This is a genomic window from Coprococcus sp. RTP21204st1_G4_RTP21204_210225 (assembly GCF_040915385.1).
Classification (GTDB): domain Bacteria; phylum Bacillota; class Clostridia; order Lachnospirales; family Lachnospiraceae; genus Allocoprococcus; species Allocoprococcus comes.
The window spans coordinates 147572-166249 of the sequence record NZ_JBCPDP010000002.1 but is presented as its reverse complement, the minus strand read 5'-3'; the positions used below and the strand labels follow the sequence as shown (position 1 = coordinate 166249).

General features: G+C 40.2%; 16 protein-coding genes and 1 pseudogene. All 17 read right to left on the bottom strand.

Going from position 1 to position 18678, the window contains the following annotated elements:
- Positions 1 to 121 precede the first annotated feature (121 nt).
- On the bottom strand, positions 122 to 682 hold the full coding sequence (locus AB5213_RS02505) for a hypothetical protein (RefSeq protein ID WP_006426967.1): 561 nt from the start codon (positions 680 to 682) through the stop codon (positions 122 to 124).
- Between the two features lie 80 nt (positions 683 to 762).
- Positions 763 to 3024: a glycoside hydrolase domain-containing protein gene (locus AB5213_RS02500; RefSeq protein ID WP_007884642.1), complete on the bottom strand. Its 2262-nt coding sequence runs from the start codon at positions 3022 to 3024 to the stop codon at positions 763 to 765.
- 170 nt (positions 3025 to 3194) lie between these two features.
- Positions 3195 to 4886, bottom strand: coding sequence for a lysozyme family protein (locus AB5213_RS02495; protein WP_006426969.1), 1692 nt, complete (start codon positions 4884 to 4886; stop codon positions 3195 to 3197).
- A gap of 29 nt (positions 4887 to 4915) precedes the next feature.
- Positions 4916 to 5266: a hypothetical protein gene (locus AB5213_RS02490; protein WP_006426970.1), complete on the bottom strand. Its 351-nt coding sequence runs from the start codon at positions 5264 to 5266 to the stop codon at positions 4916 to 4918.
- Positions 5266 to 7602, bottom strand: coding sequence for a VirB4-like conjugal transfer ATPase, CD1110 family (locus AB5213_RS02485; RefSeq protein WP_007884641.1), 2337 nt, complete (start codon positions 7600 to 7602; stop codon positions 5266 to 5268). Before AB5213_RS02485 ends, AB5213_RS02490 begins: the two co-directional genes overlap by 1 nt.
- Complete coding sequence (locus AB5213_RS02480) at positions 7589 to 8029, bottom strand: PrgI family protein (RefSeq protein WP_007884640.1); 441 nt, start codon at positions 8027 to 8029, stop codon at positions 7589 to 7591. Before AB5213_RS02480 ends, AB5213_RS02485 begins: the two co-directional genes overlap by 14 nt.
- 3 nt (positions 8030 to 8032) lie before the next feature.
- Positions 8033 to 8464 carry a DUF4313 domain-containing protein gene (locus tag AB5213_RS02475; protein ID WP_007884639.1) on the bottom strand — a complete coding sequence of 144 codons (432 nt, stop codon included), beginning with the start codon at positions 8462 to 8464 and terminating at the stop codon, positions 8033 to 8035.
- A gap of 4 nt (positions 8465 to 8468) precedes the next feature.
- Entirely contained in the window at positions 8469 to 9311 is an 843-nt protein-coding gene (locus AB5213_RS02470; protein ID WP_172590441.1) for a hypothetical protein, read from the bottom strand.
- 87 nt (positions 9312 to 9398) lie between these two features.
- Positions 9399 to 9716 carry a glutamyl-tRNA amidotransferase gene (locus AB5213_RS02465; RefSeq protein ID WP_044927371.1) on the bottom strand — a complete coding sequence of 106 codons (318 nt, stop codon included), beginning with the start codon at positions 9714 to 9716 and terminating at the stop codon, positions 9399 to 9401.
- 189 nt (positions 9717 to 9905) lie between these two features.
- A pseudogene (locus tag AB5213_RS02460) lies at positions 9906 to 10652 on the bottom strand (VirD4-like conjugal transfer protein, CD1115 family); the annotation flags it as partial.
- A gap of 124 nt (positions 10653 to 10776) precedes the next feature.
- The gene (locus AB5213_RS02455; protein WP_044963264.1) at positions 10777 to 13485 is read right to left on the bottom strand and encodes a DEAD/DEAH box helicase family protein; all 2709 of its coding nucleotides are present in this window, start codon (positions 13483 to 13485) and stop codon (positions 10777 to 10779) included.
- A 258-nt stretch (positions 13486 to 13743) separates the two neighbouring features.
- On the bottom strand, positions 13744 to 14859 hold the full coding sequence (locus AB5213_RS02450; RefSeq protein ID WP_021738879.1) for a hypothetical protein: 1116 nt from the start codon (positions 14857 to 14859) through the stop codon (positions 13744 to 13746).
- A gap of 264 nt (positions 14860 to 15123) precedes the next feature.
- Complete coding sequence (locus AB5213_RS02445) at positions 15124 to 15651, bottom strand: hypothetical protein (protein WP_021738880.1); 528 nt, start codon at positions 15649 to 15651, stop codon at positions 15124 to 15126.
- 54 nt (positions 15652 to 15705) lie between these two features.
- Positions 15706 to 16083 (bottom strand): translation elongation factor Tu domain protein, encoded by a 378-nt coding sequence (locus tag AB5213_RS02440; protein ID WP_021738881.1) that lies wholly within the window; start codon positions 16081 to 16083, stop codon positions 15706 to 15708.
- Positions 16084 to 16171: 88 nt separating this feature from the next.
- The gene (locus AB5213_RS02435; RefSeq protein ID WP_081695227.1) at positions 16172 to 16339 is read right to left on the bottom strand and encodes a transposon-encoded TnpW family protein; all 168 of its coding nucleotides are present in this window, start codon (positions 16337 to 16339) and stop codon (positions 16172 to 16174) included.
- Positions 16340 to 16627: 288 nt separating this feature from the next.
- Positions 16628 to 18001 carry a virulence-associated E family protein gene (locus AB5213_RS02430; protein ID WP_044963267.1) on the bottom strand — a complete coding sequence of 458 codons (1374 nt, stop codon included), beginning with the start codon at positions 17999 to 18001 and terminating at the stop codon, positions 16628 to 16630.
- Positions 17982 to 18635 carry a CHC2 zinc finger domain-containing protein gene (locus AB5213_RS02425; protein ID WP_021738884.1) on the bottom strand — a complete coding sequence of 218 codons (654 nt, stop codon included), beginning with the start codon at positions 18633 to 18635 and terminating at the stop codon, positions 17982 to 17984. Before AB5213_RS02425 ends, AB5213_RS02430 begins: the two co-directional genes overlap by 20 nt.
- Between the last annotated feature and the right edge of the window lie 43 nt (positions 18636 to 18678).

The following is an 18678-nucleotide window of genomic DNA, read 5'->3' as shown; positions in this document are numbered from 1 at the left end:
GCGTCATTTGATAAAACATCAACGTTTTTGATGGCAAAAAGGGAACCTGCAAAACCAGATTCCCTTTAAAATACATGCTCTTCTCTAAAAGGATGATAAATCCACCATCCTCTGCTTATTTTTAAAAACTTTTTCCTTTTTTACAATACTTATAAATATTAAATGGTTTTTCTTTTTTTTCAAATAAAATCCCTGTTGTTTTAATAATTTTTATAAGTTCATCCGACTCCATATCTGTCGTTTTAAATATAAATATTTTCTTTTCATTTGTTATGAAAAAAAAGAAGTTTTTATATAAGAACATTCTATCAATATTTTTAAATTCATAAATTTGATCTTCATCTATTTTAATTGCGTTTTCATCGATATCCACCGTTTCATATCCTGATCTACCCCAGACAAATTCATGAACATTTTTTTCAAAATTTTTACCAATCATTTGATACCAAATAATCCAAGCCACACAAGCCACACAAGTTCCAATCCCTATTCCAAACATCAAATAACTTTCCGACAGATAACAATTAATCGACAGTAAAAATTCTACAGGTGTAAAAATATAGATAATCATTCTACTTTTCTGTCTTGTTTTAAATAATTGATTAGGAATTATAAACCCAAGCGAAAGCATTCTTTCTAATTCTTCCCTATCCTCATCTGACACAATTGATTTAATATGCATTCTTCTTAATCCCCCTTTTGCCAGAGGTCCTCTTTATAAAATCGAACCTCTGGCCATTGTCTCTTTTATTCTTTTACAATTTACAGCGCTTGAATCAACAAACCAAAAACAGTACCTGCTCCAGCTGAAAATAAAGCAATAATTGACGGAATTGCATTTACAACTAATGCACCCGCAAGAACTAATATTACGGCTCCTGCCAGTATATTACTATGCTCTTTTGTGAATTCTACAACATTAAATTCAAGACCACTATTAGAATTTAATGTCATTGTAAAAATCAAAGCAACCGATATTGTCCACTCTTTTTCCTCTTCTGGCAGCAAATCTGATGTACTAAATACAATGGAAAACTCTACACTATTGGCAAAAACATTATTTATTTCAAAAGCAATATTACCAGATTTAACCGATAAAGCAATTTTTTCTATCGTATTTCCAAAGTTATCTGCTCCCTCTATACCTGTATCTGATAAATTTGATGAAATCTCCATAATTTGATTTTTGCAAGTTTGTGTCAATTCTCCATCATTTCCTATATCCACTTTTATATTATAAATTTTACCAGTTGAACTTTCAAGCGATGTGGATATTTTAGTAGAAATATCAATTGCTCCTTGAGGACTCATCATTGTTCCCAGTGAAATTTCCTTATCATACTCCACACCCACATCCATAATTTTATTCAGATAACCAAGCGGCTCCATTACATTATAGACATATTGATTTCGTGCTATTTTTACCTTTGCCCGAAGATTTTCTTGCGCTATTTCCTCATCTGTTTTTGTCGATACGGCATCGAACTTTTTAAATCCAGTATCTCTCCCTGAATATGCATCTTTATCCAGTGGGAACGAAGGTGATGAAGAAAATGAGTTCAACTCACAAAATTGATCAAATGCCCAGTTCTTCGGCATCGAATATCCCAAATTACAGCTAAATCCAGTTGACATATCTGCCACAAATGATTTACTTGCCAATCCTGCTTCATAAACTTTAGTACATACATATCTTGGTGCATAAATGCCGACTTTATAATTTTTATCATTTGTCGAACTGAAAAAGATCATGTGAATCTGTTCAAAATAAGGTATAATAAATGTATCAATCTGATATGAATAACAATCAAAATCCACTGCAAAGTATATAGTCGTTCCACTTGGTATACCGATTCTCTCGGCTGCTAAAATTGCTGTCTGTGCATCAACACTTCCCTGGGACGGATCCTTAAAATAGTTTAATTCATATCCTCCATCCTGATATATCGGGAATACCGATAATCCTGCATTTTCAATGTTTTTCACTTCTGTTGATGTCAAATATTTCGGTGTATGTTCTTTTCCAACAGAACCTGTCAGATAACGTCCTACATGAGTATACCCTGCATTTTTTATATCTAATGCCTGTTGTTTATTTAATACTGTTGCACAGTCACACGCTTTTGCTGCCCTGTTTGTATCGCCTTTACTCGTAAGCAATGATTTCATAGTAGAAACATTTACTTTTCCTTTTGTTACAAGTCCAATTCCTGTCAGACCATAAAACTCCTGAAATTCTGACACCTTTGACTCTGTAGTCGAATCAAACACGCCATCGAATCTTCCCGGATTATATCCGTTAAAATATAGTCCGTATTGAGCAATCTTATTAAATGGAACATATTTCGTCGAGTTCTGTCCGTTCTGTAATGTACCCGGAAACGCATTTGTTGTTGCATCGCCAAAATTAACTGAATTCAAATCTGTAATTAATTCAGTTGTAACTCCTTCAGCCGCCTGCAATGCACCAACTAAAGACAAAATTGTCTGTCTTGAGGCAATTCCATCACAAGGTCCAACACCAATAACATCTGACCAGTCACTATTTAATTGCTGTTGAATAAGAACAATATTGGAATCCCCACCAGAAACCTTTGTAAACCAGTTTAGGGATAACAATCCAGACCAAACTTTCCAATCAATTTTGCCCGTAACTTCCAGTCCTGCATTTTCCTGCATCTTTTTAACTGCATTTACTCCTGATGTATAATAAATTCCAGTAATTCCTCCAGCAGCATATCCTTTGCAAAACAGAGCACACTGAATCAAGCATACATTAACCTGCGGAGTATCATTCGGATCCATTTTTGTAATAATGGCTAACTTCTTCATGGTATTAATAGTAAGTGGTCCAACCGTTCCTGTAATCGTTGAGATTCCATTCTGAATCTGAAATGCACGAATGATTCCCTGCATCACGGCTGTTCCGGTCTTTCCATCTTCATCCAGTTTTACCCAATCCTTATGTCCACCAAACATCGCATTTAAATATTTTTGTGCTGCTTTTACATTCTGATCACTCATATTCACTACCTCCTAATTCAAGTCAATTATAAAGATTTCTAACTCTTTATATGTCTATCACTAAAAGTTACAATAACAATTTATCAATCAACTGTGCCTATTTTGTGACTATTTTCCAAAGGATTCATTAACTCCCTTATAAAATCCTTAACAAATTATGAAAGAAACCATCAATTTATCACCCCATATCCCATTATAGAACTGTAATCTACTGCATAATTTCTCTGCCGTACCTGATCACTGGAATTTCCCTCAATCGTGTAAACTCTTCCACCTTCACACTTTTCTACTATTCCTACATGATCCGATGTTCCATCATGATCCCAGTCAAAAAAGATGATCATTCCAGCTGTCGGAGTTGTTCCGCCACTCTGCCACTTATTCTTTCCCTGAAACCAGGACACTCCATCACTGCACAATGAGAATTTAGGAACATTCCCACTTGCAATCAGACCGCTCTGATCCGCACACCAGCTTACAAAACAGGCACACCATTCTACCCGACTGTCAAATCCGTACCAGCTCCAGAACTTCTGACCGCCACTGTTTCCAAGCTGCCCCATTGCAACCGACACAATCTGCTGATTACCAAACAAACCAGCAAACAGGCTGCCACCGGAATAATACCGCATCACATGGGGAACGTATTGGGGATCTCCGTAACTGCTCCATCCATGCGAAGCTGCCTGTTCCTGTGAAAACTGCAATGCATTGGCTTCTGTATAACCGCCTCTTTGCAATGCCCATCCTATGTAGCCATTTCCATAGTTATATCCCTGCCATGCAAGTTTCAGCTTGTCCAGATCCTGTGGACTGCTGCATCCTGCCTGTCTGATACAGTCTGCAAAGGTCTGTACTCCAACCTCTATCGAATAATCCGGATCAGTAATAGAACCAGGAGTGTGTGGGAATCTTGTATTATATGGACTTTCCGAACACTGCATCGGGTCTGTTCCCCTGCCTCCAGATTCCTGCATCATGATGGCCTGTATCGCAGACACATATTCCGGAATGCCGTATTGGGATGCATACTGCTGTATCACAGAAGTATACGCAAGCACTTCTTCACTTAGGGATTCGGAGCTTTCCGAATTACTGCTGAAAGCTGCTCCTGCAATGATTCCCACAATCAGAATAAATACCAGAAGAAATGCACTACCTCCGGCAGCAATCCATTTTCCCATTTTTTCAAGAGCTACTACCCCTTTTTGAATCGCTGCTGTAATTCCCTGTACGGATAACTTTGAACCCTTTCCAGTTACCTGAAGGACTGCTTTTCCACTTTCTGCCGATGCCTGTGCTGACTTTCTTGCCATCTGGGCTGCTCTTGCTTTCTGCATCGCCTGAAGACTTTTTTCCATCTGCTGTTTCTGCATGGATGCCTGTGTCTTTATTTTTTCTTGAGACAGACCGGATACTTTTACCACTCTCGGTGCTGCTTTCACCTGCCGTTTACCATTCTCCTTGGCAAGTGCTGCCTGCTCCGGTTTCAACTTGATTAATTTCTTTCCGCTTTCTGCCCCCTGCTCCATTGCTTCTTCGGCAGCTTTCGCTTCTTCCTGTCTGCTTTTTCTTTCCTTTATCTTCCTGTAGGTCACTCCAGCAAGTTTTTTTCCACCTTGATATGTGGTTTTCCCTATACTTTTTCCTGCCACACTCGCCGCTCTGTACTGTACGGATTCTATTTTTTCAGTTCCATACTGTGTTGGGGATTCTGACTGCCCACTGCTTTTTTCATGTAGTTCCCTTGGCTTTTCTTTTGCTTCCAGAACCGCTGAGCGAACCAGTTCTTTCGGAAGTCGGGCAGCCGGATTTCGAATCTTCGGATTCTTATCCCTTACCCGTTCCTTGATATCTTTCATCCGGTCACCCTCTTTCCGTATCTCTTATCTCATCGGGCAACATCCCGATGTTTCTTTTTTTCCTGCTGTTTCTGCAACTGCTCCACCTGTCTGATTGCCTCATTTACCAGTGGATGTTCGTTGTAATATGGCACAAGTTCCAAGTCTCCCCTGTCTTTTGATGACAACGGTAATGGATATTCCATGTCTGAATAAATTGATTCTGGATCATGAATAGAAAACTCAATAGCCGGACACATATTGGCAGATGTTCTACAATATTTCTGGTACTTTTTATATGCCTCTTCCAGCGTTCTGCATTTTGTATATTCTCCTAAATCATGGAACTCACCGCACTCTGCAGCATAAAAAGTTATCGTTACTTCTTCTTTTTTCTTCATTATGATTCTCCCGGTTTTGTTGTCATTAGTTTATAAAGGTCTGTATTCTTTGGGAACGTATTCTCAAATGGTACGATATTCCCAGAGCAACGGATTAGGCCACTGCCAACCGATACATTTGTAATATAGGACAGTTGGTTTTCGGAAATATTCAAAAGAGCTGCCAATTCTTCCCTGTCTGTACTTGCCTGATTCAAAAGAATCAAAAACTCACTGTTTGCCAACATCAGTCTTGCAGTGTCCGATTTCAGAAGTTCCTCAACATTTTGGGTTAAACCTGTCACGAATCCATTGTATTTTCTGATTCTCTTGTACAGTCGGTAGAAGAAATTTGCACTGTATTCATAGCGGAATAACAGATAGAACTCATCGGCAAATATCCATGTCGTTTTTCCTTCTTTCCAGTTCTGAATTACCCTGTTGAAAATACTGTCTAAGGTAACCAGCATTCCCAGTGGCATAAGCTGTTCCCCCAGTTCCCGGATATCATAATCCATGATCCTGTTCTTCTTATTCACATTGGTCGGCTGTGCAAAGGTGTTCAGGCTTCCATTGATAAAAAGTTCGGATGACAGTGCAAGTCCCCTTGCCTCTTCTTCCGGCTGTAACATCAACTGTCGGTACATATCTTTCAATGTCGGAACTTCTCCGGTATAACCACTTCGGATATAATCCCGGTACACATCTGCAGCACAGCGGTCCAGGATTGACTTTTCTTTTGCTGACAGGTTTCCTGCTCCAACCAACTGTTCAAATACAGACAGAATAAACTCCGATTTTTCAATCAGTGGATTCTTTTCATTGCCGTAGGCTGCGTCCATATCCATTGCATTCAGGTGATTGTCTGATGTCGCAGATACTTTTACAACCTGTCCACCCAGAGCCTCTACTAATTTTGTGAATTCGGACTCCGGATCAAGAATCAGGATATCGTCATCGGTACTCAATGCCAGATGCACAATCTCTTCTTTTGCCGAAAAGCTCTTTCCTGATCCACTGACGCCCAACCGGAAACTGTTTCCATTCATCAGTTTCTTCCGGTCGGCTACCAGAAGGTTCTTGCTGACTGCATTCTGCCCATAATAGATACCGCCCGGCTGCAGGATTTCCTGTGTATGGAACGGGATTAAAACAGCCGTTGATTCCGTTGTCAATGTACGCAGGGCATTGATCTTTCGCAGTCCGTAAGGAAGCACTGTATTGAGTCCGTCCACTTGCTGCCACTTTAATGTTGCCATCTGGCACAGATGCTTTCTTGCTATCGACAATAATAATTCCGTATCGGAATCCAACTGTTTTTTACTGTCTGCCAGATGTACCATTGTCAAAATTCCGAACATCATACGCTGGTCTCTGGTTGTCAGATCATCGAGCATTTCCTTGGTTTCTTTTCTCTGAAGTTCCATATCGTATGGTACGATTGCCGAGAAGTTATTATTAGCGTTCTGCCTTCTCTGCCAGTTGGTCACGTTGGTTTCCACACCAAGCAGTCGGTTCTGGATTTCCCTTACCGCTTCATCCGTAGGGACTGGCAGGATATCAATCGACAATATCAGATTCCGGCTGAAGTCACACAGTTCTGAAATCATGTCATCTTTAACATAACTTGCATAATCCTGCATATACAGGACTCTTCCGTACCTGTCACCGATTTTAAAATGGTCACGTTCAAATTCCATAGAATCCGGACACATCCAGTCCTTGAAACTTGTTCCCTTCTTGGCAAATTGTTTCAGATCAAACGGAAATGCCTGTGGGACATCTCCCTTGAAGAAGTCCCTGAAAATCTGGAGCCGGCTCTCTGCGTCCAGTCCTTCTGCTGTGGACGATAACTTTGCCAGATGTGTTACGATGTCTGTTCCGATACGTGCAAAATAGGTTCTTGCATCGTCAATCGATCTTTTATGTACACTGACAGTCAGATACCGTTCCTGATAGATGCTGTTGTTTGTTCCTGTAATCTTAGACAGGAGCATTTCGTTGTATTCTTCCCGATAGTGGTCCAGTCCATCTTCCTTCATTGGAAGCAGGATTGATTTTTCAAATTCTTCTTTATTGATTCTCCGGTTATTGATGGTAATTTTGGCAGAAATGCCGGAATCCAGTGAATTTAAGAGTTCGGAATAATCCAGAAACATTTCTGTCTTATTGTCCTTACTCGCAATATAATAGTTGATATCTGTAAAACGATATGTTTTTGAGAATTTCGTTCCCTGTTGAAAAATTCCATCCGGCCAGATTCGCTGGATGGGAATTGCCTGTTGGACTGATTTCGGAACTTTGAAGCGTTCCTTATCCATCCGAAGTGCCTGACTTAAGGTTTTAATCAAAGGCATCACTCCTTCCCTTGCGTTTCTTTCTCTGTTTTGCTTCTGCTCTTTGCTCCCGCTCTTTTATGATTTCCGCTCCATCCTTTTGATTCTTTTCTCCCAGCGAGATGGTCTCCTGCATGCAGGAGTAGTGGATATCTTCCGACTGAAACACCAGTTTCTTCGGATACAGCAATTCGGATTTGATCACTGCCCATAAAAACTGTTCGGCTGTCATACCATGATATTTGAAAAAGCCACAGGCAGCAAATGGAGTAGCACCAAGCACACACAGCCATCCGGTTATTTCCTGTCCGGTAATTTCACGCATTCCAAAGTAAATTCCGATTGCTGTAAGAATCGCAAGAACAGAACACACACATTGTCTCAGGTCCAGTCCCATAAACATGGATTCCTGATAGTCCCGGATTTCTTTATTCATCTTGACTTCCATAACTTATCGCTCCTTTCCTCTGCTTTGTTTCTTCGTTTTCTGTGGTTTTTCTTTCGGTACTTCTATCCCGGCAAATCTACAGTGTTCTGCAACGCCTTCCGGATCAAATTCCGCAAGTCTTGCTAGATCAAACGCTACCTTCTGATAGGTTGCATATCCTGATCTTCCTGTTTCATTCAACACTTTTCCTAGTTTATGTTCCTTGATAAAATGAAGCATATCCTTGGTAAAATCTCCTGTTATAAAAGCCTCATTTGGCTCTAAGAACTGATAGGGCAGATTAATGGTTACATCTCCAAAATCTTCCCATTCTCTCCCTTCCTTATGGCAGAGTCCTACATATAAATTTCCATTGTTCCGATAAGAGCTCACTCGTATTGCTACTGTCTCACGTCCAAATTCCCAGTTATATCTTAATGTTTTCTTTATATCCATATTTTTAACCTCCAAGTCCCATCATTTCTCTGACAATACGGTCAGATGCCTTAATTGCTCCAACCAGCACCAGTAAATTAAATACCAGTTCTCCGACATAGTTCCACACGATTGTAACTGCACTCAACTCCGTATCTCCGACAGCCGGAGGGCTTGCTGCATAAGCAGAAAAGATAATACATGCCAGTGCAATAATTGCCCCTTCCAGACATACGCCTACATAAGAACGGATAAAGTTCTTTCCAATGGACTGCGTGGGTTCTCCTGCAAATGAGGAAATCGGAATCGGGGCGATTGCCGTATACATATAGATTTTGAACATTCTGCCATACACTGTCAGGATCATTACAAATGACAATACAGTGATCAGCAGACTGCCAAGCAGTGTAACAATCCACAACGGAATGGATTCCAGCATTCCCACGCTCTCAATCTTATCTACAATCTCCGTTGGCAGTTCCGTCACGCTTCCTGCCATACTGGAGCCACTCATTACGGTTGTCACGATTCCCTGCACAATGGAAAACAGTGCCTGCATAAGTTCCATCCCGTATGTAATTGCTCCCTGAGCAAGTGCAAACCGGATAAATGCTTTTAGCACATGTTCCGGCTTTTTCAGATCTGTAAAACTGCCACACGTTTTAATGATTCCGGCTGCGAAAAATAATACCAGTAATCCATAAGCAATGGCTGTCAGTGCATCATTAATATTTACCATAATCCGCCAGATGCCGCCGCCCTTAAAAGTTGCCGGATTTTCGGTCAGCAGAGTCCACAGTTCTGCCATCTTTTCACTCCATGTGGATAGTGCTGAGTTTAGATTCTGTACAATCCAGTTATCACTCAAAAACTCTCACCTCCTTAAACATATTTTTGAATACAGGAGTACCTTCCGGCACTCCTGCTGTTTCCTGATATATTTTTTCAAAGAGGCTTACGCCATAATCAAATCGAGGATTTCTTTGGCGAACGTAATAATTACCCCTCCGGCCAGTGTCAGAAATCCATTTGCCCTCTGGCTTGGATCATGGCTTTTTAAAGACAGACCAACCTGCACAACACCAAATCCAAGCAAAATCAAACCGATCGCACGAATCAGAGAAAAAATAAAGGTAGACAGGTTATTGATAACGGACAACGGATCTCCGGCTGCGAATGCGGTCGTTGCTCCAACCGTTACGGTCAGTACCAGTGCCATATAAAGGCTCATCCACTTTTTCTGTTTTCTCCCCATCGGCATCGGGGTTATCATTTTTTCAGTTGTATTCTTTTTTGTTCTATTTTTTTCTCCTGTGAGAAGTTTCTTCAATACACATCACTCCAATCCATCAAAAAACTGCTATTCACCAAGGATGTCCTCGGTAGACAGCAGTTCGTAATCGTCTAATCTGTTAATGTCAATCTTTAGGTCGTCGTGAGCCAGTGGTGTTTTCGCATAATCATAAGGCGATGCACCACCGTCCTCTGTGTATCTGAAATTCACATGCTTTTTTAAATCATATTTATCGTCCATGATCGGACGCTCCCCACGAATAAACAAAATCGCTTTGCGGTTATCTAAAAGCCGTATTTCATCCGGTGTTAAAAGTTCCCTTCCTGTCTGCTGATAATTCACCGAATAGCTGCCGCTACGCCCTTTTGTCTGTCCGTAGGTATTGGTATCCAATGTCTCTTTTCCCAATAATTCCGAGACATACTTATGTCCTTCTTTTTCATTTCCACCCAGATATAAAAATTCATCGCAGTTGCCGATCAGACTCTCATACGAGTCTTTAAATAAGGCTTTCATCTGTGCAATGTTCTGGATGATGATACTGCAGGAAATCCCTCTGGAACGCATGGTTGCCAGAATCTTGTCAAAATCATCCGGCAAGGCTACGTTTGGCCATTCATCCATAATGCAGTGTACCGGAATCGGAAGCCTTCCTCCGTACTTCCGATCTGCCACATAATACAGTGTCTGAAACAGATTACTGTAAATCATGCCGACCAGATAATTCATGCTGGTGTCTGCATCCGGAATACAGCAAAACAGTGCTACTTTTTTCTCCCCAATACTGTATAAGTCCAGTTCGTCCGTACAGGTCAGGTTGGCGATTTGTTTCAGATTGAACGCTGCCAGACGGACACCAACCGATATCAAAATAGACTTTGCGGTCTTTCCAGTAACAAAATGTCAATAGTTTTTTAATCATTTTTCTCAAAAAGGCAAAAAAATAGAACGTATAGTTTATTTCCATACGCTCTATCTCACATTTCATATTAAATTTTGAATTCTACAAATTTTTTATATTTCGTTGTCAATATGTTTTCTACTCTAACGCCCCTTTTACTTTTTTGTGGGAAATGCACCGCTCCTCCCGATTGGCAAGTGCCTTCACCCTGCCTTCTAACAGAAGTTCCCTTCCTTTTTCATTTCTTGTATACACACAGTCATAATTTCCGATATACGGATGCATGCATTTTGCAAAACGTTCCGCATCCTCCTTCTTTTTCGAAAAACAATTTGGAATGGCATAGAAACCATTCAGTCCTTTGTGTCCCTTCTTTTTCACAAGTATGTAACGCTGGTTGTCGATCACATCAAAAAATTCATTGACACACTGTGCGAACAACGCTTTATCCCTGCCGCTTCCACCGGACAGATAAATAATATGGTTATCCGGTCCGTTTGATTCTGTCTCAACTTTACAGTGTGTTTCTTCCAGAAGCTGTTGCTCCTCTAATGCTTTGCGGATTCCATTTCCAAATGCCTTTAATCTTTTTAGCGGACTTCCCAACATGAAAATTTTCGGGAAACGTATCATAATTCCAGCCAGTCCGGCAGCAATGAAGAAGTAACAGGTTCCGGCCAGGATACCATTTTGGGACGCTGCAGCAACAATACCTGCCCCAATTGCCCCGATCAGACACAGAATTCCTGACAGGATCATTGTAAGAATCGCATCCCAGAAAACAACACTTGTGACAAATTTGTCTTTTACTTCTGTCTCATCCACAATATCCATTTTGTCATAGACTGCAAGTGCACTGTTCCAACGTTCTTTTAACGTATCGCGCTGCCCCGACATTTTCAGCATTTGTCTGTTAATCCTGTCAATATTCGTTTTATTAAATGGCGTTTTAATAACTGACAACCGTTTCATTCCATTTTCAATCGTATTTTCTGTATAATGCAGACCGAGAAAATGTTCCATCCTTCGCTCCAGCATACTGTAATCTTCACTGATCTGATTGTCATCTGCCTTTAGCACTTCGTTCCACGGTCTTAAACAGACTAAATGCCAGATGTTACTTGTTTTTTCCGGATGTTCTTTCATCACACGGATGGCACGCCCTCTCATCTGGTTGCTTAACATAAATGAGCCTACAAAGCTTGCAAGGATCAGGGAATTGATACAAGGAGAATCCCATCCTTCCCCTAACAGCGATTTTGTACCGATCAGCACCTGCATATAGCCTTTTGAGAAAATATCTGTTACCGCCCCTGTGAGAAAATGTGCATTTCCAACCGCTGTCACTTTAAGATAATCTGTTTCAGAAAGATTTCCGATCCTGCTGAATGTAACTTTTCCGCTCATTCCGATCGCCTGCTCTAATGCTTCTCTTGCCTCTGCCGGAATGATCACAATCGTTCCACAAAGCACCCCAAAACGGATTTGTTCGTTTTTCTTTTCATTGTCACGACGGAGCATCTCAAAAAACGGAAGCACTCCAAGTGAGTTAACATCATATTCTGTATTTCCAATTGCTTTTTCATATTCTTTCCGGATGTAATCTGTCAAAACAAGCAGCCTCAAATCCTGACCGGATGCCTCATATTCATGGAACACAATATCACGGATGCTGTTACATTTTCCAAGGGAATTTGTGAGCATTTTTTCCACTGCCGCACTTTTCGTCATGACGACTTTTTTCTTTTCTATCAGACCGTCGGATTTTAAATCAGCAATTAGCAATTCACGATATGTCTTGTCACACAGGTATGAATCCACATCATCATACAAGAATCCCTGTAACAGACGCTCCATCCATTGCACATTCATGTCCGGTAATTTTTTTGCCCCCAAAAGCCTCTGTAATCTGGACGGAATTGCAATATTTTTGCTCTGTAAATAAATCAACAGTGATGCCAGATATGCCGGATTATCCAGAAGCAGATCATCTGAGAGCTGTCCACTGAACCCCTTATGGCTTCTTACGTACGTAAGGAACTGAGTATCCCGCATGATTTTTTCTGTCATTGCTTTACTGCGTTCTTCAAAACGTCTGACTTCCTTCTCTTCTTCTTTTGTTGGATAGTTGAAGTAAACATAATCCTGATGCGGACAGAGGCTTCCCTCTTTTACGAGCTCCGGTATCGTAATCTCTTCATCGATCTCTCCACACATATTCATGTACCGCGTCCACATAGCCGGTGTGGAATCATATGGTGGTGTTGCTGTCAAAGCGATGATTTTAAGGTTATTCACCTGTTTTTTGAATTCTTCTAATGCTTTCCACCATTCACTTCGCAAGTGGTGGCATTCATCCAGACAGAGTACTTCGATCCCAGCCTCTTTCATCGTCCCAACCAGATCAAAACCGCTGTAATCTACTTCCTTTGTCTCTGTTTTCGCCGGGCACTCGTCTGTGCCTGTGCCACTATCCTCACCTGCATCTTCCTGTATTCCCTGAAATCTTGTCATGGCACTGTGTAATGCCTGATAGGTTGCAACCGTGATCGCCTTTGGCTGTTTTAAATTCTGTGAAAGATAATCTTCCCCCTGTATGCCCTCACATAAAAAAGCTTCCTCAATCCTTGCGATCCACTGCTCCCGGATCGTAATGGATGGTGCCAAAATCAGTGCTTTTCCGTTCATCCTGCGGATCAGTTCAATTCCCAATGTCGTTTTCCCGGATCCGGGTGCCGCTACAATATGTATTTTTCCATCTGCCATGTACCTGTCTGCGTGTTCCAAAACCCTTGCCTGATACCTTCTCCATGTTCCTTTAAACTCTAAAATACCTTCGTAATTCATAATCATCCATTTTCCTCTGCTTATTCCACTTTTTCTGTGGTCTGTAACTATTATATACAACTGCCAATTTTCTTACAAGAAAGATTCCGTGTCCAATAAGAAGTATGCCTATGTTGGGATATTTAAATCATTCTGCATCCTCAAAGCAAATGAATTTAAATAGAATTTCAGGTGTGCCTGTGATAAAATATTAATAAGTTTAACAACTGAAATTTGACTGTATCATTTTGTTCATCAAATTTATTATTCATAAGGTGTCTATTTTGATCCTAAGAAGAAATGAATTTTAGGTCTTGTATATTCATCAAACTGATCTTCTGTCTCTGTATCAAATGAACAAGACAAACTGATAGGCGCATCCTGATCATAGAAACGGAAACTCTTATAAAATGTCCCATTTAGAAATTCATCTTTAAATTGTTGTGGAATAGCCTGATAAGATAATATCTCAGGATTAGATACGGATACATTTAAATTCTCAAAAGACTTTTGTAATGTCGCAAAATCTTTTTCTGTCTGCATTAAATTCTCTTCTAAACTCTTATTAATATCCACACCTTCTACATATGAGATATTGATGATAGTACCACTATTATTGACTTGAACATGAACATAACAATCAGTAGCACCTGAATCTCTTAAATATCCCATAACAGTATAACTTGATCTACTACGTGATTCATTTGGATTGTCTGCATGTACTCTTACACATACAGGTTCTAATGCCTTTTTTACTATTTCTACTTGTTTTGCAGAAGCTGCAATTCTTTGATCCATTGCCTGCTTTCCTTTTATATATTGAGGTATATAAGTACCGACTACAATAAGTATTGGGATAACTGCAAAGGCAATGAGTTGTTTTTTTATATCAGGAATAGGGATTCTATAAGCATGTGCCATGTTCTCGGCATTACTTCCTGCTTCAGATAACATATCTATAGATGTAGAGACTGTACTTACTGCACCAGCCACCTGCATAGCACTTCCTATATTCTTTGCAGTATCATTATCACTTTCTTTAAGGAATCGACCAACAGCTTGTGACGCCAAAGCAGCAGATACCTCTTTAGAATAATCTGTTTCTGACTGTTTCACATTTAATCTACCTATAAGAGATTTCCATTTCTTACCGTTCATTCCAAACTTAGGGGCAAGTGCACAGAAACAGAATATAATAACATATATAATGACAAATCCTAATGCAGTAAACATCCCTGTAGGCTGAAAACCTTTGTTTTGGAATACTAAATCATCTATCATCTCTAATGGTACTATTAATGCACATTGTACAAATGAAAAGATGAGTGCAACCACTGCAATCTTTGGATATATACAATATCTTTGAATCATTTTTTTCTCTTTATTGTTAATCATGGATATCACCTCTGTTTCTAGTATAACTTATTTTTGAATGAAAAAAGAGCGATATTTTGCTCTTACTATATTTGTTTCTTAACTAAAAGGAAATTACGAATATTTTGATGTTTAATACCATACTCAAGTTTGATTGTATCATGGTTCATCCTTGACCCGTTAGAGGGCAACGCATTTAATCCGAACAGCTCATTTAAAATAATATTATTCCTTTATAATTCTACAAACTTGAATTTTGTCTGATTACCAATTATCTTTTGTAATTTATAGCTGCATCAAAAAGAATACCAATACACTCAAGAGTATCGTTACTATTCCCATTATGATAAACATCATGGAAGTAAAACTTTTTGAAATTGGTCTATCAACATAGCACTTTTTAGGATTGTTTGGATTATAATAAACTGTCATCTTACTGTTGATAGGCCACAACTGCTCTGCAAGTTGACGCAAATTTGCAATGGATCCAGTTTTTACATGTAGCCAGCCTTTTTCATCTTCATAGACTTCTGATTTCACCGGTACGGGTACTCCAGATATTTGCGTTGTTTTAATTCCACAAAATATTTTCTTTGTTTTATAACAAGTTCCATTCACAAAGTACTCCACGATTGGATACACCCTTCCATTTCCCGGAAACCCATATTGTTTAACAATACCGTCTGTCTGCTTTGTACACAATTGATTCTGTCTTTTTACAATGATATTGAAAGTAACTCCTAGTAAAACCAATATTACACCAAGACCTCCAACTGTCATCAATTCTAACCATGCAATTTGTATTTCTGTCATAGTTTCATCACCTCAAATTCCAGTTTTCTTGATTCTGCAAACTTGAATTTGTAATTACATTCCATACATATTGGCATTCTTTACAATCACTCTATCTCCTTTTTCTAATTGTTCCTTAGAAACTCCTCTTAACCCAAGTCCAACATGTTCTGTTTTATATCCACAACCATTTGATTTTCGTTCTTTTGTATGTATATCGATGTTAGTAATTATAGTCTCTAATACACCTCCATTTGTTTTATAAACACACGCATTTTCTCCTTCTCTACACATTCCTGTTGATATGTTTCCTGTGACAACTGTTCCACCCCCCATAATTGTAAATACATCATCAATAATCAATTCAAAGTCTTCTTTTAAACATAATGGAACATCTAATCTGTTCATATACTCTTTTTCTCGCTCTTTTTTGCTTTTACCAAATAATCCCATAGTGTTTCTCCTTTATAACTTCTAATTTGTTGCTCAAATCATATCACATTTTCAAACATATCTCAATTCCAATTGTCTCTGCCCCCATCTATTGCATTGCCTTTCGGCTTGCTTCTGTAACCAGCATCCGGTTAATCTTTTCTTGCATGGTTTCCTTTGCATCTTCATTGAAATGATAGCGGACAACATATACTGTCTGCCCGATTTTCTTTGTAAATGTGTTTCCCTCTGTTTTTTTATTCATCATTTTTTCCATAATCATCTATTTCCTTTCTTTCCTGTGCCCGACAGAGAGAGGTTTGCTTCTGTCCCTGCCGGGAGTTTATCGGCACGCTGACAACGCAAGTGTCAACATAGGGTTTGAAACTTTTTTCGGGTAGTTATTTCTGTTTTCCAAAATACTATTGAAAAGTTTTTTGAATGTTCTTGTTGACACCTGTTAAAAAGTAGCTGAAACACCGGTAAATACAAAGGATTTTGGTGTCAACAAAAATGTCAACAAGCAGTAAATTTCCGGGTAATCAGTAGCCTTTCGGCATCAAAATCAGCCTTTCTCTCTGTCGGGCAGATCAAATGGCAGCTCCAACTGTTCTGCTTTCGTCAGCTTTGTAAATCCATCTTTATCCGGTTCGTTGCCACCCTCTTCTTCTGCTCCTTCCCTGATCCAGCTTCTCTGTCTGCCATATCCTTCCTTTGAAAATCTGTGGACTCCGGCTCTCTTCCAGCCAGTGATCTGCGTATCCATAATGGAACAGATCTCATTTGTCTCGAATTTTTTCGGCTCCCGGTCAAAATGGTCAAAGGCTTCTTTCCAGATCTGGACGGAACATACATGACTACCTTTATAAGCGTCCAGCCAGCCTTGTATCATTCCTGCCATCGTATCTTCCTGTGTGAACTGTTTTCGGTATTCACTGATCTCCTGCTCCATTTCCTTTGAGAACTTCAACAGGCTGCTCTTATTCTCCGTTGACCAGTAGATTTCCATTACTTCTGCCCACAACTGGTCAAAATAGGATCTGGCTTCTTTTTCATCATCGAGGATATGCTTCTCTGCCTTACTGCTGTCTATAGCAATCGGCAGGAACCGTCTTGCCCCGGTACGGTCAAAAGGAATGAACTGCCTTGTGTTCGTTGAACCTGCAAAGATACACTGACGCTTCCGGTCTTCCTCATATTTATCATAAGGGTTCCGGTAAGTGTCTTTCTGTCTGGTCAGGAATGACTTGATTTCCTCATTGCTCTTTGCACTGATTGCAGCAATCATCTCCGACATTTCCATAATCCAGTGTCCCCGGAGATGCTCGTATATCTTACTGTCATTCAACTGCTTCAGATCATCAGAAAACCAGTCATCGTTCAATGCAAGAAAACGGAAAAATGTGGATTTTCCGGCTCCCTGCTGACCTACCAGACAAAGCATTTCATCTGCTTTACAACCGGGGCGGTAGATTCTGCTTAATGCTTCCATCAGGAAGTGCTTCACAACCTCATAGACAAAATCCGAAGCATCTGCCCCCATATACCGTTGCAGAACATAACGGATTCTCTCCTGCCCGTCCCACTCCAGTTGTTCCAGATACTCACAGATCGGGTGGTATGCCCGGCTGTTGGCTTCTATGCGAAGTGCCTTATCCATACATTTTTCACTTGTGAGTTTGTAATAGCGTTCAAAGAAATAGTAGAAATAAGTCCTGCCATCATCATCCAGCTTGCAGACTTCCTCATTCCACCAGAGTTTTTTTACAATATCAATCCTGCCTGTCAGCTTGTTGTATTTCATACTCTCACGCACAAGCGGATCATTTCTCAGCACAACCATATAATTTCCAACCGTTGCTTTCGCAGTTCCTTTCTGTGTATATTCCAGCATCTGTTTCACTTCATCGACTTTGCTTTTATCTACCATCCGGAACATTTCTTTCATGGCATCTTTCTGTTCTTTTGTGGCGATCTCCTTTATCTTCTCTTTCGCATTGCTCAATCCGCTCCACCTCCTTCCATTTTTCTTTTACAAGTGCTTCCTTATCTGCCCTGTCCCCAAAGAGCAGGATATCCAGATAATACTCAACAACTGACAACTCCCTGAGAGCAGTCATAAACTTTTCATGCCATTCTTCTGTCCGTGTTTTTGGTGCATACTGTTCTTTCCATTCCAGAAGCAGGCTCAGATAATCCAGATAGGCTCTCAGGCATCTCAGATGTTTTTTCTGCCAAAGTTCTTCTGGTGTCGGCTCTGGCTTTTTTGCTGAAACGCTTCTCCTGTTCTGCGGTGATCCCCTGTCCCTGCCGGAATAAGGAATCCCAAAATCATCTGCCAGCTTCATGGCTGCATCTTTCAATCCAATGTCAAACAGTTGTGCCGTAAAATCAATGGCATCTCCTGTACAGCCACACCCGAAACAATAATATCTCCGGTCAACTTTCATGCTGGGTGATTTGTCATTATGGAAAATGCAGCGGATCAGTCCGCTCCTGTTGGGCTTTAACCCATACCTCTCCGCAGCCTGCCGGACGGTCACATTCTGTTTTACTTCATCAAATAATCCCAATTCGTTTCCTCTCTTTCTTAAATCTGCTTCCCAAATCTGGGAA

Bases quoted from the DNA above. Each gene is read 5' to 3' on its own strand.
- AB5213_RS02505 (WP_006426967.1), bottom strand. From the start codon at position 682: ATGCATATTAAATCAATTGTGTCAGATGAGGATAGGGAAGAATTAGAA.
- AB5213_RS02500 (WP_007884642.1), bottom strand. From the start codon at position 3,024: ATGAGTGATCAGAATGTAAAAGCAGCACAAAAATATTTAAATGCGATG.
- AB5213_RS02495 (WP_006426969.1), bottom strand. From the start codon at position 4,886: ATGAAAGATATCAAGGAACGGGTAAGGGATAAGAATCCGAAGATTCGA.
- AB5213_RS02490 (WP_006426970.1), bottom strand. From the start codon at position 5,266: ATGAAGAAAAAAGAAGAAGTAACGATAACTTTTTATGCTGCAGAGTGC.
- AB5213_RS02485 (WP_007884641.1), bottom strand. From the start codon at position 7,602: ATGCCTTTGATTAAAACCTTAAGTCAGGCACTTCGGATGGATAAGGAA.
- AB5213_RS02480 (WP_007884640.1), bottom strand. From the start codon at position 8,029: ATGGAAGTCAAGATGAATAAAGAAATCCGGGACTATCAGGAATCCATG.
- AB5213_RS02475 (WP_007884639.1), bottom strand. From the start codon at position 8,464: ATGGATATAAAGAAAACATTAAGATATAACTGGGAATTTGGACGTGAG.
- AB5213_RS02465 (WP_044927371.1), bottom strand. From the start codon at position 9,716: ATGATAACCCCGATGCCGATGGGGAGAAAACAGAAAAAGTGGATGAGC.
- AB5213_RS02455 (WP_044963264.1), bottom strand. From the start codon at position 13,485: ATGAATTACGAAGGTATTTTAGAGTTTAAAGGAACATGGAGAAGGTAT.
- AB5213_RS02450 (WP_021738879.1), bottom strand. From the start codon at position 14,859: ATGATTAACAATAAAGAGAAAAAAATGATTCAAAGATATTGTATATAT.
- AB5213_RS02445 (WP_021738880.1), bottom strand. From the start codon at position 15,651: ATGACAGAAATACAAATTGCATGGTTAGAATTGATGACAGTTGGAGGT.
- AB5213_RS02440 (WP_021738881.1), bottom strand. From the start codon at position 16,083: ATGGGATTATTTGGTAAAAGCAAAAAAGAGCGAGAAAAAGAGTATATG.
- AB5213_RS02435 (WP_081695227.1), bottom strand. From the start codon at position 16,339: ATGGAAAAAATGATGAATAAAAAAACAGAGGGAAACACATTTACAAAG.
- AB5213_RS02430 (WP_044963267.1), bottom strand. From the start codon at position 18,001: ATGTTCCGGATGGTAGATAAAAGCAAAGTCGATGAAGTGAAACAGATG.